Raw genomic sequence first — 23799 nt, forward strand, 5'->3', positions numbered from 1 at the left:
TAATCCCGCCACCGGAGAAGGTCAATCGATGAGCGAACTTTTGATCGTCGGCGGCGGCATCATGGGGCTCTGGGCAGCCCTTACGGCAGCACGGACCGGCATGGACGTGCAACTGGTCGACGAGCATCGCATCGGGGCCGGCGCCAGTGGCGGCATACTCGGCGCGCTGATGCCGCACATGCCGGACAAATGGAACGCCAAGAAACAATTCCAGTTCGACGCCCTGGTGTCGCTCGAAAGCGAGATCGAAACGCTCGAGGCCGAAACCGGACTTTCGGCAGGTTACCGCCGCAGCGGGCGGATCATGCCGCTTGCGAAGCCGCATCTGCGCGAGATCGCTCTTCGCCACGAGCAGGATGCGACGCGCAACTGGCGGGCAGGCGACCGCCAGTTCTTCTGGCACGTGCGCGACGAGCTGCCGTCCGGATGGCTCAGTGCCGAGGCGGCGGCTTGCGGATTGGTGTTCGATACGCTTGGCGGTCGGCTTTCTCCACGCCAGATGCTGGCGGTTCTGCGTGCGGCACTGGCGCAATCGCCGAACGTGCGGATCGTCGAGGGGACGGGCGTTCGAGCAATCCATCCGGGCCAGGGCCGCGCCGAACTCGATGACGCCACGGAAATCGCCTTCGGCCATTGCATAGTTGCTGCCGGCGTCGACAGCTTTCCGCTCGTCGATGCGCTGTCGGGACCTCTCCGTGGACCGAGCGGCACGGGGGTCAAGGGCCAGGCGGCGCTGCTTCTGGCCGATGTCGATCCGCAATTGCCCGTCATCTTCACCGACGGCGTCTATATCGTCGCCCATGACGACGGGCATATCGCGGTCGGCAGCACCAGCGAGAACAAATATGCCGATCCGCAGTCGACGGATGAACTGCTGAATGAGCTGCTGGTGCGCGCCGAGGCGCTGGTCCCGTCCTTGCGCGGGGCGGAGGTGGTCGAGCGCTGGGCCGGCATCCGGCCGAAATCGACCGGCCGGGAGCCGATCGCCGGGCGCCATCCGGATCACGAAAACCTGTCGGTCCTGACAGGCGGCTTCAAGGTGAGCTTCGGCATCGCCCACCGCCTCGCGCGCTTCGTCGTCGACGAGATCACCGGCCAGCCGTTGATCGACATTCCGGGATCCTTCTTGTGCCAGAATCACATAGCGGCACTTCGCGAGAAACATCTTTAAGCTGGCGGCATAAGAACGGCCCCGCCATCGGCGGAGCCATGTCGGGACGATCGTAAACCCGATCCTTACATCCAGTAAGGCGGCACGCCGTAATAGTCATAGACCCGGCGTCCGTTCTCGCTGTTCCAGTCGTATTCCTCGTTGCCGTGATATTTCGGCGCCCGCTCGACCTGTTCGCGAGTCACATCAGTCCGATAGCCGCCGAGGTTCTCATCATAGGTCAGCTTGGCCCAAGGCAGTGGATAGTGATCTTCCCCGATGCCGAGAAAACCGCCGAACCCGAGCACGGCATAGGCCACGCGACCGCTGCGCTTTTCCAGGATAACGCGCTCGATCGAGCCGATGTGCTTGTTGTCGGCGCCATAAACCTTCGTGCCTTCAACCTTGTCGCTGGCGATCAGGTCATGGGTTTCCTTGATCCCGGCGTCCTGAAGGTTCGCATTGTGATAGGTCACGCTTCTTCTCCATCGTTGTTTGCTACCTCAGGGGAACGGCTGGTCGGTGGGATGGTTCCGAAAAAGCTGCGGGCGCGATCCGGACGGTAATCGCGTGGTATTGCCCCTTCCACTTCGTCAAGCTGTCACGCAAATCACCTAAGACGCGGGCAATAGAGCGTCGCGTCTTCCCGGGGAGGGTATTGTTGAAGCTCTAAGATTTTGAACCTGCGCACCCTGGCGACGATCGAGATCGATTGTCGCGGGTCTGTGCCAGAACGGATTTCCGGAGCATGCGCATGCGTTACGCCATTTGTTTCACGCCGCCGATGGCCGACCCGCTTTCAACGGTTGCCGCCAGTTGGCTCGGCCGCAATGTCTATTCCGGCGAGCCCACCGAGTTACCATCGATCTCCGGATTGACCGCATCCGAGATCGCCTTCCATACGGCTGTCCCGCGTCGCTTCGGCTTTCAGGCGGTGGTGATGTCGCCCTTCCGGCTTCACCCCGATATGGACGAGGCGCAGCTACTCAAGGCGCTGATGCATTTTGCCGGCGCCCAGACGCCGTTCGAGATCGAGCGCCTGGAAGTGGCCCGGCTCGGCCACTGCTGGGGACTGATGCCGCAGATCCCGAGCACGGCGATGCATCTGCTGGCCGCCAGCATCATCCAGGAATTCGACGCGTTCCGCGCGCCGCTCAGCGAAGACGACATCGAGCGCTCCGACCCCGACAGGCTGACGGCGCCGCAATTTTCCAACCTGCATCGCTGGGGCGATCCTCATGTGATGGATGAATATCGCTTTCACATGATGCTGACCGGGCCGCTCAATCTGGACGCGATGCGCAGCATCGAGGCACCGCTTCGCGACCTGTTCGAACCATGCCTGGCGCCGCCGCTGACGATCGGCAGCCTGGCGCTGTTCGTGGAGCAGGAATCGGGCGCGCCGATGCGCGTCCACTCGCAACACCCGCTCGGCAAGATTTCGGCGGCCAAGCGGGCCGAACGGATCAAGCGGCCGGCAGCCGAGGCGACGCTTGCGCCAGGCCCTATCCCGCCACTGTCGCGGATGGTCGCCTCGCTGATGGCCGGCCGCTAACCGTCTGCACCGACGTCATTTTGTCTCGACAATCCGGTCGGCGGTGATACCGTTCCGGAAAATTCGAAGGGTGATTTGATGTCTGAGACTTCCCATCCGCGTGACCTCGTCGGCTATGGCCGCAACCCGCCCAAGGCAAACTGGCCGGGCGATGCGCGTATCGCCGTGCAGTTCGTGCTCAACTATGAAGAGGGCGGCGAAAGCTGCATCCTCGATGGCGACCTGGCCTCCGAGAGCCTGCTCTCGGAGATCGTTGGTGCACAGCCTTGGCAGGGCCAGCGCAACCTCAACATGGAATCGATTTATGAGTACGGTTCGCGCTCCGGTTTCTGGCGGCTCTGGCGCATGTTCACCAGCCGCGACGTGCCGTTGACGGTCTACGGCGTGACGTTGGCGATGGCTCGCAATCCCGAAGCGGTCGCCGCCATGAAGGAAGCGGGCTGGGAGATCGCCAGCCACGGCCTGCGCTGGCTCGAATACAAGGATTTCCCCGAAGAGGTGGAGCGCGAGCATATCCGCGAAGTCGTTCGGCTGCATACCGAACTGACCGGCGAGCGCCCGCTTGGCCTTTACCAGGGCAAGCCTTCAAGCAACACGCTGAAGCTCGTTCTCGAAGAGGGCGGGTTCCTCTATTCCTCCGATTCCTATGCGGATGAGTTGCCCTATTGGGTGGCGGGGCTGACGGCCGACAAGCCGCATCTGATCATCCCCTACACACTCGACGCCAACGACATGCGCTTTGCGACGAACCAGGGTTTCAACTCCGGCGACCAGTTCTTCACCTATCTCAAAGACACGTTCGACGTGCTCTATGAGGAGGGCAAGGAAGGCAACGCCAAGATGATGAACATCGGCCTGCACTGCCGCCTCGTTGGGCGTCCAGGCCGCGCCGCGGCGCTGGCGCGGTTCATCGACTATGTCATGTCGCACGACAAGGTCTGGGTGCCGCGGCGCATCGACATCGCCCGTCACTGGTATGAACACCACAAGCCGGAAGGGGCTCTCTGATGTCCGATCGCGACGCCTTCGTCAGCCGCTTCGGCGGCGTGTTCGAGCATTCTCCATGGGTTGCCGAACGGGCCTACGACCGGGCGGCCGCAACGGGACTTTCGGCCGGCAACGTGCACTCGGCACTTTGCCAGGCCTTTCGCGCCGGTCTGCCGCGCGAAAGGCTGGCGGTGCTGCGCGCCCACCCGGATCTTGCCGGCAAGCTGGCGATCGCCGGCAAGCTGACGGCGGACTCGACGGCGGAGCAGGCGTCGGCCGGCCTCGACCGCCTTTCGGCCGACGAGCATGCCCGGTTCACGGCGCTGAACGAGGCCTATACGCAGAAATTCGGCTTTCCCTTCATCATCGCGGTCAAGGGCCTGACGAAGAACGACATTCTCGCCTCGTTCGAAAGGCGCATTGACAATTCGACCGAAGAGGAATTTGAAACCGCCTGTGCGCAGGTGGAGAAGATCGCCCGCCTGCGGCTGCAATCCATGCTTCCAGGAGACGAAAATGCCTGACATACCCGTTCGCTATCTGCGCTCATCTTTACCGAGGGCAGTCGAACCGGACCATGCCGACGCCGCCGGCAATGAGCACCGCGGGGCGATGGCCTGATGTCGCGTATTCTTTCGATCGAACCCCTGACGCAGGATGCTTTCGCGCCGTTCGGCACGGTCATCGAGGCTGATCCGGCTTCGATGCGGTACATCAATGGCGGGACCACCGAACGCTTCCATGGCCTGGCGCGTGCCGATGTTGTCGGCGAGGGTGCCGATGTCATCATCAATATCTTTCGCGGCCAGCCGCGCGCCTTTCCTTACGCGGTGGCGATGATGGAGCGACACCCCTTCGGCAGCCAGAGCTTTTCGCCGCTCGAGGACCGGCCCTGGCTCGTCGTCGTTGCCGAAGACGAGGGGGGCCGACCGGGAATGCCGCGGGTGTTCCGGGCGAACGGGCGGCAGGGCGTCAACTACGGGCGCAATGTCTGGCACCATCCGCTGATGTCGGTGGGCGCGGTCAGCGACTTCATCGTCGTCGATCGGGATGGGCCGGGAAACAATCTCGAAGAATATGTCTACGACGAGCCCTTCGTCATCGAGAGCGCAATATGAAGGAAGAGCAGCGATGAGCAGCACCGGCCGCCTGACCACCCATGTCCTCGACACTGCGCTCGGCACGCCGGCCGAAGGCTTGCGCATCGACCTCTTTTGGCTCGAAGGCGACGAGCGGCAACTGATCCGCACCGTTCATACCAACAGCGACGGACGCGTCGATGGGCCCATGGTCGAAGGCATCGGCTTCATGGCGGGCAGCTACGAGTTGGTCTTCCACGCCGGCGACTATCTTCGTCGTGTCGGTGCGGACCTGCCGGAGCCTGCCTTCCTCGACCTGATCCCGCTGCGCTTCGGCATTGCCGATCCGGCCAGCCATTATCACGTGCCGCTGCTTCTTTCGCCCTACGGCTACTCGACCTATCGCGGCAGCTGAGCGTGGGTGGATGAGTGTTCGCGGCGTAAAATTCAGTCGAAAACCGTCGCCTTGATCGGGATTGTGTGAGACGATTTTGAGACTCACGAGGGGAATTCGATGCGTTTCATCAATCCGATCCCTTTCGTCCGCGACATCGATCGATCCAGGGACTTTTACCGGGAGACACTCGGTCTGACGGTGTTGAAGGACTTCGGAAACTTCGTTCTCTTCGAGACCGGTTTTGCGATCCACGAGGGTCGTTCGCTGGAACAAACAGTCTGGCGGGAAGTCGGTCCCGCGGAAGAACCCTATGGGCGAGGGAACCTGCTGCTCTACTTCGAGCATGAGAATATCGAAGCGGCCTTCGAAAGCATTGCGCCGCAGGTGGAGCTGATCCACCCGATTGAGCGGCAAGCCTGGGGACAGCGGGTGTTCCGTTTTTATGATCCCGACGGGCACGCAATAGAGATCGGAGAGCCGCAAACTCTTGGATCTACTGCATAATTCCTCAAATCTGATCCGATTTGAGGATAGAATTATGCAACAAGTTTGAAGCGATACAGCGTCCTTTGCGCGTCATATTTGACGCGCGGCGCTGTAAAGGCGACCTGCATCAATCCTGAAGCTTACGACTGAACCGCCCGTCTCAAAGGACGGTTCGCCGCAAGAAACGATCGCATACGTTTAGTTTATGCGACCAATTTGGAACTGCAGGCATTCCACACACGTGTTGGAGGCCGGCCGCGAAGCCGCCCTTTTCAGGCAATCCGGCTTCGCCGGTTGGCGCGCTCGATCAATCCGCGAGAATGTCGCGGTTGACGTCGTTGATATCGCGCTTGCCGCAGAGCGCCATGGTGATGTCCATCTCCTTGCGGATGATTTCCAGCGCCTTGGTCACGCCTTCCTTCCCCATGGCGCCGAGGCCGTAGAGGAAGGGGCGGCCGATATAGGTGCCCTTGGCGCCCATGGCGACGGCCTTCAGCACGTCCTGGCCGGAGCGGATGCCGCCATCGAGATGCACCTCGATCTGGTGGCCGACCGCATCGACGATGCGCGGCAGCATGCTGATCGAGGAATGGGCGCCATCGAGCTGGCGGCCGCCGTGGTTGGAGACGATGATCGCGTCGGCGCCGGTCGCCGCCGCCATCTTGGCGTCTTCCGGATCGAGAATGCCCTTCAGGATCAGCGGACCGCCCCAGCGCTCCTTGATCCATTCGACGTCCTTCCACGAGAGTTGCGGGTCGAACTGTTCTGCCGTCCAGGCGCCGAGCGAGGACAGGTCGGTGACGCTCTTGGCGTGGCCGACGATATTGCGGAAGGTGCGGCGGTTGGTGCCGAGCATCTTCATGCACCAGCCGGGACGTGTCGCCATCTGCCAGAGATGCTTGGGGGTCAGCTTCGGCGGGGCCGACAGGCTGTTGCGCAGGTCCTTGTGGCGCTGGCCGAGGATCTGCAGGTCGAGCGTCAGCACCAGTGCCGAGCACTTGGCGGCCTTGGCCCGGTCGATGAGGTTCAGCACGAACTCGCGCTCGCGCATGACGTAGAGCTGGAACCAGAAGGGCTTGGTTGTGACCGACGCGACATCCTCGATTGAGCAGATGCTCATGGTCGACAACGTGAAGGGAACGCCAAAGGCTTCGGCCGCCTGGGCTGCCAGCATCTCGCCATCGGCGTGCTGCATGCCGGTCAGCCCCGTCGGCGCCAGCGCCACCGGCATCGACACTTTCTGGCCGATCATGGTCGTTTCCAGCGAGCGGTTGGTCATGTCGACCAGCACCCGCTGGCGCAGCTTCACCTTGGCGAAGTCTTCCTCGTTGGCGCGATAGGTGCCCTCGGTCCAGGCGCCGCTGTCGGCGTAATCGAAGAAGAGCTTCGGTACGCGGCGCTTGGCAAGGGCCTTGAGGTCGCTGATTTCGAGGATTTGCGTCATGGAAACGGCCTTCATCTGAAACACAGGTTAGAGCGGGATGCGGGCGGAAAGCCGCGGACACTTTTCCGCACCCAACTCTTGGGATGACTACCGAGGCCTTACCATGTTTGCCGGAGGCTTGTTAATAGCGCGGACGCAAAGAGGTCAATTTTTTTGACCTCTTTGCCAATGACGGTGAAGTCAGGCAGCAGCGAGTGCCGCCTTGGCCGGTTTTCCCGCCACATAGGTCTCGACGATCGCGCGGTCGTCGCCCATGGTCTGGAGCAGGAAAAGTTCATCGGCGAGTGAGTTGACCACTTCGGCGCGCAGCGCCATCGCCGGTGTTGCCGCCATGTTGAGCACGATGAAGTCGGCGTCGGTGCCGGCCTCGAGCGTGCCGATGCGATCGACCAGCGACAGCGCCTCGGCGTTGCCGCGGGTCATCATGAAGAAGCTGTCGAACGGGTTCAGCCGCTCGCCCTGCAGTTGCAGGATCTTGTAGGCCTCGTCGAGCGTCTTCAGCATCGAATAGCTGGTGCCGCCGCCGATATCCGAGGCGACCGAGGTGCGTACCGGCTTTTCGCGCCGGTTGAGCGCCCGCAACGGGAAAAGGCCCGAGCCGAGGAAGAGGTTGGATGTCGGGCAGAAGACCGCGACCGATCCCGTCTCGCACATCACGTCCGCCTCGCGGTCTGAGAGGTGGATGCAGTGGCCGAACAGGCTCTTCGGCCCAAGCAGCCCATAACGGGCGTAGACGTCGGTATAATCGGTGGCTTCCGGATAGAGTTCGCAGGTAAAGGCGATCTCGTCGCGGTTTTCCGACAGATGTGTCTGGACATGCAGGTCGGGAAACTCATGCACCAGCGATTTTGCGACGTCCATCTGCTCCGGCGTCGAGGTGATGGCAAAGCGCGGAGTGATGGCGACATGGTTGCGGCCCTTGCCGTGCCAGTCGCGGATTACCGCGCGGGTCTCGTCGTAGCCCATCTGCGGCGTATCGAGCAACCCCTGCGGGGCATTGCGGTCCATCATCACCTTGCCGGCGATCATGCGCATGTCGCGGCGTAGCGCCTCGGCGAAGAAGGCGTCGGCGGATGCCTTATGCACGGTGCAATAGGCGGCCGCCGTCGTCGTGCCGTGGCGGACCATTTCGTCGAAGAAACGGCTGGCGATGCGCTCGGCATGGGCGGTCTCGACGAAGCGGCACTCTTCCGGGAAGGTATAGGTGTTGAGCCATTCCAGCAGGTTGGCGGCGTAGGAGGCCATCACCTGCATCTGCGGGAAATGCAGATGCGTGTCGATGAAGCCCGGCACGATCAGGTGCGGGCGGTGATCGATCTCGACGATATCATCCGCTGCCTCGGCCTTCACAGTCGCGTAGGTGCCAGACGTTTTGATCCGGCCGTCTGCGACCAGCAGCGCGCCATCGCTTTCATAGGTGTAGGCGGCGCTGTCCTCGATTGCCATTGGCGCGCGGTGAAAGCTCAAGAGGCGGCCGCGGATGAGCGTCGTTGTCATTGTGTCTTGCCTTCCTCGACGGCGCTTTCGAACCAGGCTGCCAGCAACTGGCGCTCGTCCGTCGTCATGTCGGTTATGTTGCCGGGCGGCATGGCATGGCTGCGCCCCGCCTGGATATAGATTTCGCGGGCGTGGGCGGCAATCTCCTGATCGCTCTCTAACACGACGCCCTTCGGCGGCCGGGCGATGCCCTCATAGACCGGTTCGGCTGCGTGGCACATGGAACAGCGGGTCGAGATCGCGTCCTTGACGGCGGGGAAATGCGCATTCTCCGCAAACCGGGCAAAGACCGGCGCGACCTCGGCTTTTTCTTCGCCGGTCAGCACCTTCGGCACGGTCGACAGCCACATGATCAGGATGAAGAGGAGGACGGTGACGAGCCACGTCCAGGTAGGCCTACCCTTGCGGGCATGGGTCGTATTGAACCAGTGCCGGATGGTGACACCCATCAGGAACACCAGCGCCGCGATGATCCAGTTGAAGGCGGTGGCAAAAGCCAGCGGATAGTGGTTCGACAGCATGAAGAAGATGACCGGCAGGGTCAGGTAGTTGTTGTGCAGCGAGCGCTGCTTGGCCTGGGCGCCGAGCTTCGGGTCGGGCGTGCGCCCGGCGATCAGGTCGGCAACGACGATCTTCTGGTTGGGAATGATGAGGAAGAAGACGTTGGCCGACATGATGGTGGCGGTGAAAGCGCCCAGATGCAGGAAGGCGGCGCGGCCTGTAAACACCTGGGTATAGCCCCAGGCCATGATCACCAGCGCCACATAAAGAAGCGCCATCAGGCCCCAGGTGTTGTTGCCGAGCGGCGACTTGCAGAGCAGGTCATAGAAGACCCATCCGATGCCGAGCGAGGCGAGCGAGATCAGGATCGCGGACGTTGCCGAGATATCGAGCACGTGGCGATCGATCAGGAAAAGATCGGCACCGCCGTAATAGACCAGACAGAGCATGGCGAAGCCCGAAAGCCACGTCACGTAAGATTCCCATTTGAACCAGGTCAGGTGCTCGGGCATCGAGGCGGGGGCGACCAGATATTTCTGGATGTGGTAGAAGCCACCGCCATGCACCTGCCATTCCTCGCCGTAGGCTCCAACAGGCAGGTGGTCGCGCTTCACGAGACCGAGGTCGAGCGCGATGAAATAGAAGGATGAGCCGATCCAGGCGATGGCGGTAATGACATGCAGCCAGCGCACAGCAAAGGCCAGCCATTCCCAGGCGATGGCGAACTCGTACATTCAGGTCCCCTTTATTCTCTCCGTCAGCGCACCTTGCGCAAAAACCGGGAGTTGGGGAAGGGGGCGAATGCGCCTCCAAGCGTAAATTGCCGCGATCGGGACGATTTCGGGGTGAATTCACCCGGAATGATAAACCTGATGGATTCTAATGGGTTACCCTAGCTCGCGGAAGCCGCCTTGCGCTCTTCTACCCAATCGGCCCCGAACTGAACCGACGGGCAGAGTTCGCTGAGGATCCAGTCGCGGAAGATGCGGATCTTCGGGGTGTTGCGGCGCGCATGCGGGTAGGCCAGCCAGTAGTCGCAGCCGTCGCTGCAGCGCAGGTCGAAAGGCTGGTAGAGCCGGCCAAGCGCTACGTCGTCACCGTAGAATTCCGGTGTCAGGATCGCCACGCCCTGGCCGGCAACGGCGGCGCGCGCCTCGAAGGATTGCGCGCCGAGCCGGCTTGTCGGGCGGCCCTCGAGATCCGGATCGTCGACGCCGGCGGCCGAAAACCAGATCCGCCACCAGGGGTCGCCGGCATCGATGATCCTGAGCTTCAGGAGATCACGCGGCTCGCGGATGCCGCCAACGGTTTCGGCGAGTGCCGGGCTCAGCATCGGGCTGAACTCGACGCGCATCAGCGGATGTGTGTCGAGGCCCGGCCAGACGCCGGCGCCGGAGCGGATGGCGAGATCCGTGGGTTCCTTGGCAAAATCGACGAGGTTGTCGTTGGTGTCCAGGCGCACGGCGATGGTGGGGTGGGCGAGCTGAAACGAGCCGATGTTGCGGGCGAGCCATTGCGAGGCGAAGGTCGGGGTCGAGCTGATCAACAGTGTGCTGTCGATATCGCCGCGCGCTGAGGAGACGGCCTCCTGCAGCATCTCGAAGGCTTCGGTGACCCGTGGCGCCAGCCGCTGGCCGACATCGGTCAACGCGATCTGGCGTGGGCGGCGCAGGAACAAGGGCTCGCCGACGCTCTCCTCGATCAGCTTGACCTGGTAGCTGACGGCGGTCTGGGTCATGCCCAGCTCCTCGCCGGCCTTGGTAAAACTGCCGAGCCGGGCGACGGCTTCGAAGACCCTCAACGCATTCAGCGGAAACTGCTTGGACATCTTCATGGATAAGTTCTCTTGATGCATGCAGACGGATGTTCGATTGGAACTCAATCCTCTTCCACGGCATCCTGCAAGTCAACTTCCCAAGACGAACAGGTGCTCAAAATGACTTGCGACGTTATCGAACATACTGAAAGAAAACCGCTTCTTTCGCTGGATGCGGTCGTGCGGCTCACGTCCACCCTGTTTGGCCGTGCCGTTGTCGCCAAGCCGGTGCTCGACGTCAATGCGCTGTCCGACCATATCAAAAGAGACATGGGTTTCATGGATGGCCGTGGCCCCTATGGGGACGATGTCGAGGCGCAGGCCGACGCGCACCGCCTCGTCAACATCGACGAGCTGCCCCGGATCTGACCGGAGCTCTCACACGCCGCGCGTCGAACGGGATGCGCGGCGATGTCATCAATCAAGACGATTGTCGAAGGCGTTCGACGGCCATCAGCACGCGCTCCGGCGTCGCCGGCGCATCAAGGCGCGGGCATTCGCGATAATCGGCAACGCTCGCCACCGCCATCGACAGCGCCTCGAGCACGGAGATCGGCAGCATGAAGGGCGGTTCGCCCACGGCCTTTGACCGCCCGATGGTCTTTTCCGCATTTTCCGACCACTCGGCCAGTTTGACGTTGAAGATCTTCGGCCGGTCCGAGGCGAGCGGGATCTTGTAGGTCGAGGGTGCGTGCGTGCGCAGTCGGCCCTTGTCGTCCCACCACAGCTCCTCCGTTGTCAGCCATCCCATGCCCTGGACGAAACCGCCTTCGATCTGGCCAAGGTCGATCGCCGGATTGAGCGAGCGGCCGACATCGTGCAGCACGTCGACGCGATCGACCATGTATTCGCCGGTCAGCGTATCAACAGATACTTCCGACACCGAGGCGCCATAGGCGAAGTAGTAGAAGGGCGTTCCCCGTCCGGTCGCGCGGTCCCAATGGATTTTCGGCGTCTTGTAGAAGCCGGCGGCCGAAAGCTGCACGCGCGCCGTATAGGCAAGCTTGATGAATTCCGGGAAGGGTACCAGTTCTTCGCCGATCTTCACGTGATCGGGAACGAAAGTGACGTTTTCCGCCGTCGTCTGCCAGCGCTCGGCTGCAAAGGCGACGAGCCGTTCCTTGATCTGGCGCGCCGCATCGAAGGCGGCCATGCCATTGAGGTCGGAGCCGGACGATGCAGCGGTCGCCGAGGTGTTGGGGACCTTGCCGGTCGTGGTCGCGGTGACGCGCACGCGGTCGAGATCGACCTGGAAGCTGTCGGCGATGACCTGCGCGACCTTCACATAAAGGCCCTGGCCCATTTCCGTGCCGCCGTGGTTCAGGTGGATCGAGCCATCCTGATAGATGTGCACGAGGGCGCCGGCCTGGTTAAATGCGGTCATGGTGAAGGAGATGCCGAACTTCACCGGCGTCAGCGCGATGCCCTTGCGAATGACACGGCTCGCACGGTTGAACTCGATAATGGCCATGCGGCGCGCCTGGTAATCGGCGTCGACTTCAAGCTCGGCGACGATCCGGGCGATGATGTTGTCTTCGACCTGCTGGTGGTAAGGGGTGATATCCCGGCCGGAACCCTTCTCGCCGTAGAAATTGAGCTTGCGGATCTCGAGCGGATCCTTGCCGAGAGCGTAGGCGATCTCTTCGATCATGCGCTCGCCGCCGACCATGCCTTGCGGGCCACCGAAGCCGCGATAGGCGGTGTTGGAGACGGTGTTCGTCTTCAGCGGCTGCGACGTCAGTTTTACATGCGGGTAGAAGTAGGAGCTGTCTGCGTGGAACAGCGCGCGGTCGGTCACCGGTCCGGAGAGATCGGAGGAGTAGCCGCAGCGCGCAGCGTAATTGGCGTGAACGGCGTGGATGCGGCCTTCCTCGTCGAAGCCGACATCGTAGTCGACGAGGAAGTCGTGACGCTTGCCGGTGGCGGTCATGTCCTCGTCGCGGTCGGGGCGAAACTTGACCGCACGGCCGAGCTTTTTCGCCGCCACGGCTGCAAGGGCTGCGAACTGGTTGCCCTGCGTTTCCTTGCCGCCGAAGCCGCCGCCCATGCGGCGCACATTGACCGTGACCGCATTGGAGGGAACGCCGAGCACGTGCGAGACCATGTGCTGGATTTCGCTTGGGTGCTGGGTCGACGACCAGACGGTGACCTCGTCGTCCTCGCCGGGAATGGCAAGGGCGATATGGCCTTCGAGGTAGAAGTGCTCCTGGCCGCCGATGCGCATCCGGCCCTTCAGCCGGCGCGGCGCCTTTTCCAGTTCAGCGTCGGCATCGTCCCGCTGCAAGGTCAGGGGCTGGGTGACGAGCTCGCCGCCATGGGCTACCGCATCGGTGATATCGGTGAAATGCGCCAGGTCGCGATAGCTGATCTTCGCCAGCCGGGCAGCACGACGGGCGATGTCGCGCGTCTCGGCGATGACGGCAAAGGCCGGCTGGCCGTGGAACTGCACGATGCCGTCGGCAAGCACCGGCTCGTCATGCAGGTGGCTGGGGCTGATATCGTTGGAATGCGGCATGTCGCTCGCCGTCAGCACGCAGACGACGCCGGCCGCCGCGGCGACGGCCGAGAGGTCCATGGCGGTGATTTCGGCGTGGGCGCGGTCGGTCATCCCCAGCGCACCGTGCAGCGTGCCCGCCGGTTCCGGCATGTCGTCGATGTAATCGGCGGTGCCGGTCACGTGCTTGTGGGCGCTGTCATGGCGCTGGTGCGAATGCATCTGCCCCTTGATCGCCTTGCGTTCTTCGAAGGTCGACTTGTCCATGATTACCTCTCTCCCGCCGCGTAGCGCACGAGCTCCGCCGGCTGGCCGCCACTTTCCAGGAAAAAGCGCATCAGCAGGTTCTTCGCCGCCAGCATGCGATAGGTGCTGGTGGCGCGCCAATCGCTCAAGGGCTGATAGTCGGCCTCGAAGGCTGCCTGAGCGGCGCGCACCGTTTCCTCGGTCCAGGGCTTGCCGATGAGCGCGGCCTCGACGGTTGCAGCGCGTTTCGGCGTGCCGGCCATGCCGCCAAAGGCGATGCGGGCGGTCTCTACCCGGTTGCCGTCAAGCGAAATGCGGAAGGCGCCGAGTAATGCGGAAATGTCCTCGTCGCGGCGCTTGGAGAGCTTGTAGGCCGCAAACAGCTCACCCGCCGGCAGCGCGGGCACGAAGACGCTCTCGACGAATTCGCCGGCTTTGCGGTCCTGCTTGCCGTAGGCGATGAAGAAATCTTCAAGCGGCAGCGTGCGCGTCCCTTCCGTCGAGCGCAGCGTGACAGTTGCCCCCAGCACGATCAGGGGCGGTGGACTGTCGCCGATCGGCGAACCGTTGGCGATGTTCCCGCCGATCGTGCCCATGTTGCGCACCTGTTCGCCGCCGATACGGTCGATCAACCGGCCGAAGGCTGGATAGGCTTTGCTGAGCGCTGCAAAGGCGGCTGAATAGCTGACGCCGGCACCAATGGTCAGGCCGCCGTCGCTTTCCTCGATGCGCTGCAGTTCGGCGATGCCGTTGATGAAGACGACGGGATCGATCGGACGCATCTGCTTGGTGACCCAGAGGCCGACATCGGTGGCGCCGGCAACCACCGTCGCGCCTTTGTGCTCGGCAAGAGCGGTCGCGAGGCCGGTGGCATCCGCCGGCACGATCAGACAGCTTTCACCGTGGCGGACGGTGATCGTTTTCTCGGGTTGAAGCGCCTTGAGGCGGGCGATGGTGGCCTCGCGCGCAGCCGTGATCGGATCGAAGATAGCAGAAGGCCGCGCGCTTGCGGCGGCCTCGGCCGCCTTGACGATCGGCTCGTAGCCGGTGCAGCGACAAAGGTTGCCTTGCAGCGCCTTTTCGATGTCGGCCCGGCTGGGATTGTCGTTCGAAAGCCAGAGGCCATAAAGCGACATGACGAAGCCGGGCGTGCAGAAGCCGCATTGTGAGCCATGGAAATCGACCATCGCCTGCTGCACGGGATGAAGCGTTCCATCCCTGGCGGCGAGATGCTCAACGGTGACCACATGGGTCGCATGCAACGATCCGACGAAGCGGATGCAGGCATTGACGCTTTCATAGACCAGCGTTTCGCCGGCGAGCCGGCCGACGAGCACGGTGCAGGCACCGCAATCGCCCTCCGCGCAGCCTTCCTTGGTTCCTGTCAGCCGGCGCTCAAGCCTGAGATAGTCGAGCAGGGTCGCGGTCGGCGCGACGTCGGAAAGCGCCACCTCGCTATCATTGAGGATGAAGCGAATGCTGTCGTCGTCCTTGCGTTCCCTAACCTTAGGCATGCCATTCATTCCTGCTGATGCATGGCCGCAAAAGCCGGAAGCGTTCCCGGCGACGGACCATGCGCATTTTCATAGAGTTAGGGCGTCGTCCGCCTCGTCTCAATGGACGGGCGGCTCTCTATTGCGCCGTCCAGCCGCCGTCCATGGAAACATGCGTGCCGGTGATCTGCGCCGCATCATCGCTTGCGAGATAGACGGCGAGCGACGCTACCTGCTCGACGGTGATGAATTTCTTGGTCGGCTGGCCCTTGAGCATTACGTCGTTGATGACCTGCTCTTCGGTGATGCCGCGGGTGCGGGCCTGATCCGGGATCTGCTTTTCGACCAGCGGGGTCAGCACATAACCCGGGCAGATCGAATTGGCGGTGATGCCATTTTCCGCAACTTCGAGCGCGACGGTCTTTGTCAGCCCCATGATGCCGTGCTTGGCGGCGACATAGGCCGATTTGAACGGCGAGGCGACGAGCCCGTGGGCAGAGGCGATGTTGACGATGCGGCCCCAGCCCTTTGCCTTCATGCCGGGCAGGGCGGCGCGAATGGTATGGAAAGAGGAGGAGAGGTTGATGGCGATGATCCGGTCCCATTGCTCGACCGGGAAATCCTCGACCTTCTCGACATATTGAACGCCGGCATTGTTGACCAGAATGTCGACGCTGCCGAAGCGTTTTGCCGCCGTTGCCATCAGGTCGGCGATCTCGTCCGGCTTCGTCATGTCGGCCGGGTGATAGATGACCGTTCCCGTGGTGAGCGCCCCGACTTCGTCCGTCGCAGCCTTGATTTCGTCCGGCGTGCCGAAGCCGTTCAAGACGATGTTGGCGCCGCCCTTGGCAAAAGCCTTGGCAATGGCAAGGCCGATGCCGCTCGTCGAACCGGTGATGACCGCAGTTCTCGTCATTCCTGATCTCTCCCTTTGCAGCGCCGCTGATCTTGCCCGTTTTTTGCGGCGCAACAGCGTCAACCTACGCGTAAAACCGCTGAGGTGACAATTGTGTTTTTCAGGCCGCCGACGCAGAGTTGCGGCGGGAGGCCTTGTCACGATTTCTTGCGTTTTGTTTTCGTTTGACATTCGTTTTGCCATCGTATTGAAGTTTTTCGAAATGGACGCCACGCCCAAGAGGAAGGGCGTCGAGACACGTGATGTGAGGCCGGGGAGGGGCATATGGGCGGATATATTCTCGCGATCGATCAGGGCACGACATCGAGCCGGGCGATCGTCTTCGACGGCAAGCAGCAGGTAGCAGGCCTCGACCAGAAGGAATTCAGGCAGCACTTTCCGAAATCCGGCTGGGTCGAGCACGATCCGGAGGAAATCTGGGATAGCGTCGTCGTCACCGTCAACGAGGCGATCAGGAAGGCGGGGATCTCCCCAAGCGATATCGCCGGCATCGGCATCACCAACCAGCGCGAAACGGTGGTGGTCTGGGATCGCGAAACCGGCAAGCCGATCCACAACGCCATCGTCTGGCAGGACCGCCGCACATCAGCCTATTGCGACAAGCTGAAGAAACAGGGTCTCGAAAAGACCTTCACCAAGAAGACCGGTTTGCTGCTCGATCCCTATTTCTCCGGCACCAAACTCAACTGGCTGCTGTCGAATGTGAAGGGCGCCCAGGCCAGAGCTGCCAAGGGCGAGCTTTGCTTCGGCACGATCGATACTTTCCTGATCTGGCGGCTGACAGGCGGAAAGTCCTTCGTCACCGATGCGACCAACGCCTCGCGCACGCTGCTCTACAACATCGCCGACAATGCCTGGGACGACGAGTTGCTCGACATCCTGCGCGTTCCCCGCGCCATGTTGCCGGAGGTGAAGGACTGCGCCGCCGATTTCGGCGTCACCGACAAGGAGCGCTTCGGCACGGCGATCCCGATCCTCGGTGTTGCCGGCGACCAGCAGGCCGCCACCATCGGCCAGGCCTGCTTCAAGCCGGGCATGCTGAAATCGACCTACGGCACGGGCTGCTTCGCATTGCTCAACACCGGCAAGGACATGGTGCGCTCGAAGAACCGGCTGCTCACCACCATTGCCTACCGGCTGGATGGCGAAACCACCTATGCGCTCGAAGGCTCGATCTTCGTTGCCGGCGCGGCGGTGCAGTGGCTGCGCGACGGCCTGAAGGTCATCAAGGCGGCTCCGGACACCGGCACGCTTGCCGAAGGCGCCGACCCGTCGCAGGAGGTTTACCTCGTCCCGGCCTTCACCGGTCTCGGTGCGCCGCATTGGGATCCCGACGCTCGCGGCGCGATCTTCGGCATGACCCGCAACACCGGGCCCGCCGAGTTTGCGCGTGCCGCGCTCGAAGCGGTCTGCTACCAGACGCGCGATCTGCTCGAAGCCATGCACAAGGACTGGCGCAGCAACGGCAAGGAAACCGTGTTGCGCGTCGACGGCGGCATGGTCGTCTCGGACTGGACGATGCAGCGGCTTTCCGACCTCCTCGATGCGCCGGTCGACCGGCCGACCATCCTCGAGACGACGGCGCTCGGCGTTGCCTGGCTCGCCGGCAGCCGCGCCGGCGTCTGGCCGAAGCAGGAGGAGTTCGCCAAGTCCTGGGCGCGCGATCGCCGTTTCGAGCCGGCGATGGACGAAGCGACGCGCAAGACGAAGCTCAAGGGCTGGCGCAATGCGGTCAAGCGCACGCTGACCTAGAGCATTTCCAGGAAAAGTGCGAAGCGGTTTTCCGTCAGGAAATGCGTAAAAACAAGGAGATAGAGCGTTTCTGCGACTCCGCTTAAACCGGAAACGCTCTCGCCCCGGACCCTTGGCTTGATCCAAGCGCCGTTTGGCATCATCCGGGAAACACAGTGTTTCCCGGACGCGCATTTGCTGCTTTCGCCGGGGCCAACTATCTGTCGGTAGAACAACGATAGGATGGGCATCATGGAACTCGGGCTTTACACATTTGCGGATGTCGATCCGAACGCTGCCGACAAGGGCCGGGAAGGCCAGCGTCGGCTTGCCAATTTGCTGGAAGAGATCGAACTGGCAGATCAGGTCGGCCTCGATGTCTTTGGCCTTGGCGAACATCACCGCCCTGATTATGCAGCCTCGGCACCAGCCGTCATCCTTGCGGCAGCCGCCGCGAGGACGAAGACCATAAGGCTGACGAGTGCCGTGACGGTGCTGAGCTCGGACGACCCGGTGCGCGTGTTCCAGCAGTTTTCCACGCTCGACCTTCTCTCCAACGGCCGGGCCGAAATCATGGCCGGGCGCGGCTCGTTCATCGAGTCCTTCCCGCTCTTCGGTCAGTCGCTCGACGATTACGACCAGCTCTTTGCCGAAAAGCTCGACCTGTTGATGGCGCTGCGCGAAGCGGAAAAGGTCTCCTGGGCGGGCGAGATGCGCCCTGCGATCAGCGATCGCGGCGTCTATCCGCGTCCGCTGCAGGAGGTGCTGCCGCTGTGGATCGCCGTCGGCGGCACGCCGCAGTCGGTTGCCCGTGCCGGTGCCCTCGGGCTGCCGGTGGCACTTGCGATCATCGGCGGAGAGCCGCGCCGGTTCGCTCCGCTGTTCGATCTTTATCGCGAGGCCGCCCGTCGTGCCGGCCAGGATCCGGCAAAGCTGAAGACCAGCATCAATGTCCATGGCTTCATCGCCGATACGACCGATCTTGCCGCTGACCAGTTTTATCGCCCGCAGGCCGAGGTGATGAACCGCATCGGCCGGGAGCGCGGCTGGGGGCCGACGAACCGGGCGCATTTCGACCAGGCGCGCAGCCCTGCCGGCAATCTCTTCCTCGGCGACCCCGAAACCGTGGCGGAGAAGATCGTCGAGAACTGGAAGCTCTTCCGCAACGACCGCTTCCTGCTGCAGATGGCGATCGGCCCGATGCCGCATGCCCAGATCATGCGCGGCATCGAACTCTACGGCACCAAGGTCGCGCCGCTGGTGCGCAAGGCGCTTGCCGAGCAGGGGGCCGGACAGACCGTTTCGGCCTGAGCCGCCACAGGCCGTTCATGTCTCGCTTGTCGGCGCTGGAAAATCCGGCACCGACCGGCTACATGTGGGCACGAAAGCGAGACACGGATGACCCTCAACAACGAAGAAGATCTGCTGCGGCTGAAGGAAATCGGCCGCATCTGCGCCAATGCGCTGCAGGCTATGGGCGAAGCGCTCGAGCCGGGCATCACCACGGCGGAACTGGATGCCATCGGCCGCAAGGTGCTGGAAGAGGCAGGTGCGCGCTCTGCGCCGGAACTCTGCTACCAGTTTCCGGGCGCCACCTGCATCAGCGTCAACGAGGAAATCGCCCACGGCATCCCCGGCAGCCGCATCATCCGCGCCGGCGATCTCGTCAATATCGACGTTTCGGCTGAGAAAGACGGCATCTTCGCCGACACCGGCGCTTCCTTTCCGGTGCCGCCGGTCTCGGCAGCCATCGACCGCCTCTGCCGTGACGGCAAGCGGGCGATGTGGGTCGGCCTCAAGCAAGTGCGTCCGGACCAGTCGCTTGCAGCGATCGGCAATGCGATCGGCGATTTCGCCCGCAAGAACCGCTATTCGCTGGTCACCAACCTTGCCAGCCACGGCATCGGCCGCTCGCTGCACGAGGAGCCGAAGGAGATCGCGACCTGGCCGGATCCGAGCGAGCGGCGGCGCATGACCGACGGTATGGTCTTTACCGTCGAGCCGTTCCTCTCGATGGGCGCGGACTGGGCCGAGAGCGGCGACAAGGACGACTGGACGCTCTACAGCGAACCGCGGGCACCGACCGTGCAATATGAGCACACGGTCGTCGTCACGCGCGGCGGTCCGTTGGTGGTGACGCTGCCCGGCTGACGGGCCATCGTTCGATTCCTTCAATAGGACATTCAATTATAGTGATTTGTGGTGTTCGTTTTGCAGTGCAATAAAACTGCTTATGACCACGATCGACAGACCACATCACGCAAGCCTCGCCTCCACCGCTACCGCCGGCGCCATTGCCATGGCGGTCGCCATGGGCTTCGGCCGCTTCTCCTACACGCCGATCCTGCCGGCGATGATGACGGACCTCGGCCTATCGCCGGCGGATGCCGGCCTCATCGCCTCGGCCAATTTCGTCGGCTATCTCGCCGGCGCCGTGCTTGGCGCTTACGGCTGGGCGCATGGGCAGGAGCGAAGGATCGGGCTTGCTTCGCTCGCGGCAACCACACTGCTGCTGGCGGCGATGGGCCTGACGTCCTCGGTCTTGGTGCTCAGTCTCATCCGCTTTCTCGCCGGCCTTGCCAGCGCGTTTTCGATGATCTTCATCTCCGGCATCGTCCTTGGTCACGGGCTGTTGGCGCGGTCTGAACATGTGCCGGCCATGCATTTCGGCGGCGTCGGGCTCGGCATCGCCTTCTCCTCGCTCTGCGTCTGGTTGGCACCTCTCGCTGGCGCCGCCGGGCTTTCAGCGTCGCAAGCCGACTGGTTCACCGGCGCTCTTGTCGCGCTTGTCGGCACGGTCGTCGTCGCTCTGATGCTGCCGGCCGGTCCCGTCTCCGGCAACGGCGCCGCACGTGAAAAGCCGCTGACCTGGACCCGCCCCCTGACGGTGGTGACGCTGACCTATGGGTTGTTCGGCTTCGGTTACGTGATCACGGCCACGTTCCTGGTGGCCATGGCCCGCGACGCGAGCGGCGGCCACAGCATCGAGTTCCTTGCCTGGCTGTTGACGGGCCTAAGTGCAGCGCTGTCGGTCTATCTCTGGCGCTTCGCCGTGCCGCGCTTCGGGCTTGCCGGTGTTTACGCGATCGGTCTTCTGGCCGAGGCTGTCGGCCTTGTGCTCACCGTCAGCCTGCCGCTGCCCTATGCGCCGCTTGCCGGTGGCCTGATGCTGGGCGCCACCTTCATGATGATCACCGCCTACGGCCTGCAGATCGGCCGGCATCTGGCGCCGGAAAGTCCGCGCAAGGCACTGGCGCTGATGACGGCGGCCTTCGGTATCGGCCAGATCATCGGTCCGGTGGTTGCCGGCTGGTTGGCCCAGCGCACCGGCAGCTTTGCAGCGCCGACCTTGATCGCGGCCGCGGTGCTGTTCGTCTGCGGCGGGGTGATCGTTGCCGAACTCAGGCGGATCGCAGCGGCGCTGCCGCGCTGAGCGGCGGCGGGAAGGTTGCGCCGCTTGCCGTAACACATGATGAAATAACGGTAACGTTCATATTACCTGATTGTTGAAAAAGGTGCTTTGCCCTAGTTTCGGCGCTTCGAGAGGCGAGTTGTTCTCCTCCCCCGAAACGAGAGTGCCGTACTTTGTTCCTATCTTTCTTCCCGAAGCCGAAGCTCTTTTTCATTTCCTTTGTCGTCTGGTCGCTTGTCGCCATCGCCTTTTGGTATGGTGAAGGCGAGCAGTTGGGTGCAGTCTTCGGAATGCCGCCCTTGCCCTCGGATGCGCCGCCGATCACCGGGATTTCTGCCTTCTGGTCGCCCGCCTTCCTCTGGTTCTATCTCTACTTCGGGCTGGTCGTCGGGCTGTTCGCAGCATTCTGGTATGTCTATTCGCCACATCCCTGGCAGAACTGGTCGATCCTCGGCTCAGCCCTCATTCTTTTCGTCACCTATTTCCAGGTGCAGGTGAGCGTCGCGATCAACAATTGGTACGGGCCGTTCTGGGATCTGATTCAGGCGATCGTCTCGAAGACGAAGGTGGTGACCGCGGCAGAGTTCTACGGAGAAATCGCCGTCTTCCTCGGTATCGCCTTGGTCGCTGTCGCTGTCGCGGTCATGACCCGCTTCTTCGTCAGCCACTATATCTTCCGCTGGCGCACGGCGATGAACGAGTACTACATGGCCCACTGGGGCAAGCTGCGTCGTATCGAAGGTGCTTCGCAGCGTGTCCAGGAAGACACAATGCGCTTCTCCACGACGGTGGAGGGCCTCGGCGTCAGCCTGATCGACAGCGTGATGACGCTGATTGCGTTTACGCCGGTATTGATCCGGCTTTCGGCCAATGTCACCGAACTGCCGATCGTCGGTGACATTCCCTATCCGCTGGTTACGGCCGCTGTGCTTTGGTCGCTGTTCGGCACGGTGTTCCTGGCGCTCGTCGGCATTAAGCTGCCGGGCCTCGAGTTCCGCAACCAGCGTGTGGAAGCGGCCTACCGCAAGGAACTGGTCTATGGTGAGGACCACGCCGATCGCGCTCAGCCGCCGACGGTCGCCGATCTCTTCGAAAACGTTCGCCGGAACTATTTCCGGCTCTATTTCCACTATCTCTACTTCAACATCGCCCGCATTTTCTATTTGCAGATCAACGGCATCTTCTCGTTGCTGATCCTGGCGCCGTCGATCATCGCCGGCAAGATCACACTCGGCGCGTTGAACCAGATCTCGGGTGCCTTCGGGCAGGTGACGTCGTCGTTTCAGTACCTGGTTTCATCCTGGCCGACGATTGTCGAACTGCTTTCGATCTACAAGCGTCTGCGCGCCTTCGAAGCGGCAATCGACGATGAGCCCCTGCCGGAAATCGAGCAGAAGTTCATCGCGGTTGGTGGCGAGGAAGAACTGGCCTAAGCTGGGCCAGGAGAGGACCAATCAGAAGGCGGAGCGATCCGCCTTCTTTTTTGCCTGCTCGATCATCGGCAGCGCCTGGGCGTAGCTGACGCAGGCGACATCAGGCTTGCTGCAGACCTCGGTCAGCAGCCGGTCGAGCGCGCGCCAGTAGGCGCCGCCATTCATCTCGACGAAATGGAAGCCGAGCTGCAGCGGGATGCGGTTGCCGGCATATTCCTTGTCGAAGGCTTGTCTGTAGGCCTCGTAGGTGCGCGCTTCGAAGGTGGCGCTGTCCTTCTTGTTTTCGATACCCATGGAATGGCGCACGAACAGATTGTAGTCCATGCCGATCACCGGCCGCTTGGACGGCCCTTCCGGGATCAGCGGCAGGCCGAAGCGCGGCAGACCGTCCTTCTCCATCGGCCAGCCCGGCCCCTTGGTCACCAGGCTCGCGTCATAGGTAAAGACCGATGCCTTCAGGGCTGGCAGCAGGCCGTCGCTCAGCGACAGGTAGGGCGCACGGAAACCCTTGATGCCGGTGCGGGCAAATTCCGCCCAGCCTTGCGGCTCGGCATCCGGCCTGTCGGCCTTCTTCCAGGCATCGCGCAGGGCGATGTCGAATGTCGAGAATTCGCTTTGCCAATCGGCCTTCGTCCAGCCCTTGCCGTCGAAATGGCCGCAGGCGTGGCTGGCAATGTCGTGACCGTCGAGATGGGCCTGCCAGATGTGACCGGCGCGGGCCGCGATTTCCTCTCGGCTCTGGGCAAAGCCGACATTGGAACGACCCGGTTTCAGCCCCGGCGGTCTGTAGCTCTGCTTGCCGTCGGCGCGCGTCATCAGGAACGTGCAGGAGAGGAAATAGGTGAAATGCGCATTGGTGCGCTTGGCCATCGCCAGGCTTTTCTCCCACAGCGCGTTGTCATGCGCCCCATCGAAAGACACGATGACGAGCTGCTTGTCCTTGGCAGGAACGGTCGGTGCGGCCATATCGGGCGTGGGTTCGGCAGCCGCGACGAGGGCAGGGCAAAGGGCGAGGGAAAGGGCAATAAATGTTCGGATCATGATATCTGCGACGATTTGCGTATGCCGTCCCTTTATCCAGGAATGCGGCAATCCTTTGATCTGTCTGGAAATTTCTGTGCACTCCGGCTATGTCGATAGCCGACAGAACAATAATGAAGGA

At 62.6% G+C, this 23799-nt stretch carries 22 protein-coding genes; 13 read left to right on the plus strand and 9 right to left on the minus strand.

Translation table 11 applies throughout. The annotated features are described in order from the left end of the window. Nucleotides 1-28 precede the first annotated feature (28 nt). Complete coding sequence (locus ASD02_RS17930) at nt 29-1171, plus strand: FAD-binding oxidoreductase (RefSeq protein WP_025428024.1); 1143 nt, start codon at nt 29-31, stop codon at nt 1169-1171. A gap of 65 nt (nt 1172-1236) precedes the next feature. Here ASD02_RS17930 and ASD02_RS17935 read toward each other — a convergent pair whose 3' ends face one another. Next, nucleotides 1237-1626 (minus strand): PRC-barrel domain-containing protein, encoded by a 390-nt coding sequence (locus ASD02_RS17935; protein WP_025428023.1) that lies wholly within the window; start codon nt 1624-1626, stop codon nt 1237-1239. A 278-nt stretch (nt 1627-1904) separates the two neighbouring features. Between ASD02_RS17935 and ASD02_RS17940 the strand changes: the two genes are divergently transcribed. The 6 genes from ASD02_RS17940 to ASD02_RS17965 all read left to right on the plus strand — a co-directional run bounded on the left by ASD02_RS17940 (nt 1905) and on the right by ASD02_RS17965 (nt 5672). Next, nucleotides 1905-2705 carry a DUF1045 domain-containing protein gene (locus ASD02_RS17940; protein WP_025428022.1) on the plus strand — a complete coding sequence of 267 codons (801 nt, stop codon included), beginning with the start codon at nt 1905-1907 and terminating at the stop codon, nt 2703-2705. Nucleotides 2706-2783: 78 nt separating this feature from the next. After that, on the plus strand, nt 2784-3713 hold the full coding sequence (gene puuE / locus ASD02_RS17945; protein ID WP_057221000.1) for an allantoinase PuuE: 930 nt from the start codon (nt 2784-2786) through the stop codon (nt 3711-3713). Then, entirely contained in the window at nt 3713-4216 is a 504-nt protein-coding gene (uraD, locus tag ASD02_RS17950) for a 2-oxo-4-hydroxy-4-carboxy-5-ureidoimidazoline decarboxylase (protein WP_025428020.1), read from the plus strand. The genes puuE and uraD overlap by 1 nt, the downstream gene beginning before the upstream one ends. A gap of 96 nt (nt 4217-4312) precedes the next feature. Then, nucleotides 4313-4810, plus strand: a complete 498-nt coding sequence (locus ASD02_RS17955; RefSeq protein ID WP_025428019.1) for an ureidoglycolate lyase — start codon at nt 4313-4315, stop codon at nt 4808-4810. Nucleotides 4811-4823: 13 nt separating this feature from the next. After that, nucleotides 4824-5186, plus strand: a complete 363-nt coding sequence (gene uraH, locus ASD02_RS17960) for a hydroxyisourate hydrolase (RefSeq protein ID WP_025428018.1) — start codon at nt 4824-4826, stop codon at nt 5184-5186. A gap of 99 nt (nt 5187-5285) precedes the next feature. After that, entirely contained in the window at nt 5286-5672 is a 387-nt protein-coding gene (locus ASD02_RS17965) for a VOC family protein (protein ID WP_025428017.1), read from the plus strand. 289 nt (nt 5673-5961) lie between these two features. Here the strand turns inward: ASD02_RS17965 and ASD02_RS17970 are convergent, their stop codons facing one another. From ASD02_RS17970 to ASD02_RS17985, 4 genes are all read right to left on the minus strand, one after another. Continuing rightward, nucleotides 5962-7098, minus strand: coding sequence for an alpha-hydroxy acid oxidase (locus tag ASD02_RS17970; protein WP_025428016.1), 1137 nt, complete (start codon nt 7096-7098; stop codon nt 5962-5964). Nucleotides 7099-7278: 180 nt separating this feature from the next. Beyond that, nucleotides 7279-8595: a guanine deaminase gene (gene guaD, locus ASD02_RS17975; protein ID WP_025428015.1), complete on the minus strand. Its 1317-nt coding sequence runs from the start codon at nt 8593-8595 to the stop codon at nt 7279-7281. Next, complete coding sequence (gene puuD, locus ASD02_RS17980) at nt 8592-9830, minus strand: urate hydroxylase PuuD (protein WP_025428014.1); 1239 nt, start codon at nt 9828-9830, stop codon at nt 8592-8594. Before puuD ends, guaD begins: the two co-directional genes overlap by 4 nt. 158 nt (nt 9831-9988) lie before the next feature. Beyond that, on the minus strand, nt 9989-10930 hold the full coding sequence (locus tag ASD02_RS17985; RefSeq protein WP_057212610.1) for a LysR substrate-binding domain-containing protein: 942 nt from the start codon (nt 10928-10930) through the stop codon (nt 9989-9991). A 102-nt stretch (nt 10931-11032) separates the two neighbouring features. Here ASD02_RS17985 and ASD02_RS17990 point away from each other — a divergent pair, with 102 nt between their 5' ends. After that, on the plus strand, nt 11033-11281 hold the full coding sequence (locus ASD02_RS17990; RefSeq protein ID WP_025428012.1) for a hypothetical protein: 249 nt from the start codon (nt 11033-11035) through the stop codon (nt 11279-11281). Nucleotides 11282-11333: 52 nt separating this feature from the next. Here ASD02_RS17990 and xdhB read toward each other — a convergent pair whose 3' ends face one another. The 3 genes from xdhB to ASD02_RS18005 form a co-directional block, all read right to left on the minus strand. Further along, a complete protein-coding gene (gene xdhB, locus ASD02_RS17995; protein WP_057221001.1) occupies nt 11334-13673 on the minus strand; it encodes a xanthine dehydrogenase molybdopterin binding subunit in 2340 nt (779 codons plus the stop codon). Between the two features lie 2 nt (nt 13674-13675). Continuing rightward, nucleotides 13676-15166: a xanthine dehydrogenase small subunit gene (gene xdhA / locus ASD02_RS18000; protein WP_057221007.1), complete on the minus strand. Its 1491-nt coding sequence runs from the start codon at nt 15164-15166 to the stop codon at nt 13676-13678. Between the two features lie 118 nt (nt 15167-15284). After that, nucleotides 15285-16061: a 3-hydroxybutyrate dehydrogenase gene (locus ASD02_RS18005; RefSeq protein ID WP_025428009.1), complete on the minus strand. Its 777-nt coding sequence runs from the start codon at nt 16059-16061 to the stop codon at nt 15285-15287. A gap of 264 nt (nt 16062-16325) precedes the next feature. On the opposite strand from ASD02_RS18005, the gene glpK reads away from it, so the two are divergent. The 5 genes from glpK (at nt 16326) to sbmA (ending at nt 22637) form a co-directional block, all read left to right on the plus strand. Continuing rightward, nucleotides 16326-17813 carry a glycerol kinase GlpK gene (gene glpK, locus ASD02_RS18010; RefSeq protein ID WP_025428008.1) on the plus strand — a complete coding sequence of 496 codons (1488 nt, stop codon included), beginning with the start codon at nt 16326-16328 and terminating at the stop codon, nt 17811-17813. Between the two features lie 231 nt (nt 17814-18044). Beyond that, the gene (locus ASD02_RS18015) at nt 18045-19103 is read left to right on the plus strand and encodes an LLM class flavin-dependent oxidoreductase (RefSeq protein ID WP_025428007.1); all 1059 of its coding nucleotides are present in this window, start codon (nt 18045-18047) and stop codon (nt 19101-19103) included. A gap of 87 nt (nt 19104-19190) precedes the next feature. After that, the gene (map, locus tag ASD02_RS18020) at nt 19191-19943 is read left to right on the plus strand and encodes a type I methionyl aminopeptidase (RefSeq protein ID WP_025428006.1); all 753 of its coding nucleotides are present in this window, start codon (nt 19191-19193) and stop codon (nt 19941-19943) included. Nucleotides 19944-20025: 82 nt separating this feature from the next. After that, entirely contained in the window at nt 20026-21225 is a 1200-nt protein-coding gene (locus tag ASD02_RS18025; protein WP_164474910.1) for an MFS transporter, read from the plus strand. A 152-nt stretch (nt 21226-21377) separates the two neighbouring features. Beyond that, on the plus strand, nt 21378-22637 hold the full coding sequence (sbmA, locus tag ASD02_RS18030) for a peptide antibiotic transporter SbmA (RefSeq protein ID WP_025428004.1): 1260 nt from the start codon (nt 21378-21380) through the stop codon (nt 22635-22637). Nucleotides 22638-22658: 21 nt separating this feature from the next. Here sbmA and ASD02_RS18035 read toward each other — a convergent pair whose 3' ends face one another. Beyond that, nucleotides 22659-23678, minus strand: a complete 1020-nt coding sequence (locus ASD02_RS18035) for a polysaccharide deacetylase (RefSeq protein ID WP_025428003.1) — start codon at nt 23676-23678, stop codon at nt 22659-22661. Between the last annotated feature and the right edge of the window lie 121 nt (nt 23679-23799).

This window comes from Ensifer sp. Root1252 (assembly GCF_001425885.1).
Taxonomy (GTDB): domain Bacteria; phylum Pseudomonadota; class Alphaproteobacteria; order Rhizobiales; family Rhizobiaceae; genus Ensifer; species Ensifer canadensis.

Excerpts from the sequence above, each read along its gene's own strand:
- uraH (WP_025428018.1), top strand. The coding sequence starts at position 4,824 with ATGAGCAGCACCGGCCGCCTGACCACCCATGTCCTCGACACTGCGCTC.
- puuE (WP_057221000.1), top strand. The coding sequence starts at position 2,784 with ATGTCTGAGACTTCCCATCCGCGTGACCTCGTCGGCTATGGCCGCAAC.
- ASD02_RS17965 (WP_025428017.1), top strand. The coding sequence starts at position 5,286 with ATGCGTTTCATCAATCCGATCCCTTTCGTCCGCGACATCGATCGATCC.
- uraD (WP_025428020.1), top strand. The coding sequence starts at position 3,713 with ATGTCCGATCGCGACGCCTTCGTCAGCCGCTTCGGCGGCGTGTTCGAG.
- ASD02_RS17970 (WP_025428016.1), bottom strand. The coding sequence starts at position 7,098 with ATGACGCAAATCCTCGAAATCAGCGACCTCAAGGCCCTTGCCAAGCGC.
- ASD02_RS17930 (WP_025428024.1), top strand. The coding sequence starts at position 29 with ATGAGCGAACTTTTGATCGTCGGCGGCGGCATCATGGGGCTCTGGGCA.
- guaD (WP_025428015.1), bottom strand. The coding sequence starts at position 8,595 with ATGACAACGACGCTCATCCGCGGCCGCCTCTTGAGCTTTCACCGCGCG.
- ASD02_RS18005 (WP_025428009.1), bottom strand. The coding sequence starts at position 16,061 with ATGACGAGAACTGCGGTCATCACCGGTTCGACGAGCGGCATCGGCCTT.
- puuD (WP_025428014.1), bottom strand. The coding sequence starts at position 9,830 with ATGTACGAGTTCGCCATCGCCTGGGAATGGCTGGCCTTTGCTGTGCGC.
- xdhB (WP_057221001.1), bottom strand. The coding sequence starts at position 13,673 with ATGGACAAGTCGACCTTCGAAGAACGCAAGGCGATCAAGGGGCAGATG.
- ASD02_RS18015 (WP_025428007.1), top strand. The coding sequence starts at position 18,045 with ATGGAACTCGGGCTTTACACATTTGCGGATGTCGATCCGAACGCTGCC.
- ASD02_RS18035 (WP_025428003.1), bottom strand. The coding sequence starts at position 23,678 with ATGATCCGAACATTTATTGCCCTTTCCCTCGCCCTTTGCCCTGCCCTC.
- ASD02_RS17940 (WP_025428022.1), top strand. The coding sequence starts at position 1,905 with ATGCGTTACGCCATTTGTTTCACGCCGCCGATGGCCGACCCGCTTTCA.
- xdhA (WP_057221007.1), bottom strand. The coding sequence starts at position 15,166 with ATGCCTAAGGTTAGGGAACGCAAGGACGACGACAGCATTCGCTTCATC.
- ASD02_RS17955 (WP_025428019.1), top strand. The coding sequence starts at position 4,313 with ATGTCGCGTATTCTTTCGATCGAACCCCTGACGCAGGATGCTTTCGCG.
- glpK (WP_025428008.1), top strand. The coding sequence starts at position 16,326 with ATGGGCGGATATATTCTCGCGATCGATCAGGGCACGACATCGAGCCGG.
- ASD02_RS18025 (WP_164474910.1), top strand. The coding sequence starts at position 20,026 with ATGACCACGATCGACAGACCACATCACGCAAGCCTCGCCTCCACCGCT.
- ASD02_RS17985 (WP_057212610.1), bottom strand. The coding sequence starts at position 10,930 with ATGAAGATGTCCAAGCAGTTTCCGCTGAATGCGTTGAGGGTCTTCGAA.
- ASD02_RS17990 (WP_025428012.1), top strand. The coding sequence starts at position 11,033 with ATGACTTGCGACGTTATCGAACATACTGAAAGAAAACCGCTTCTTTCG.
- map (WP_025428006.1), top strand. The coding sequence starts at position 19,191 with ATGACCCTCAACAACGAAGAAGATCTGCTGCGGCTGAAGGAAATCGGC.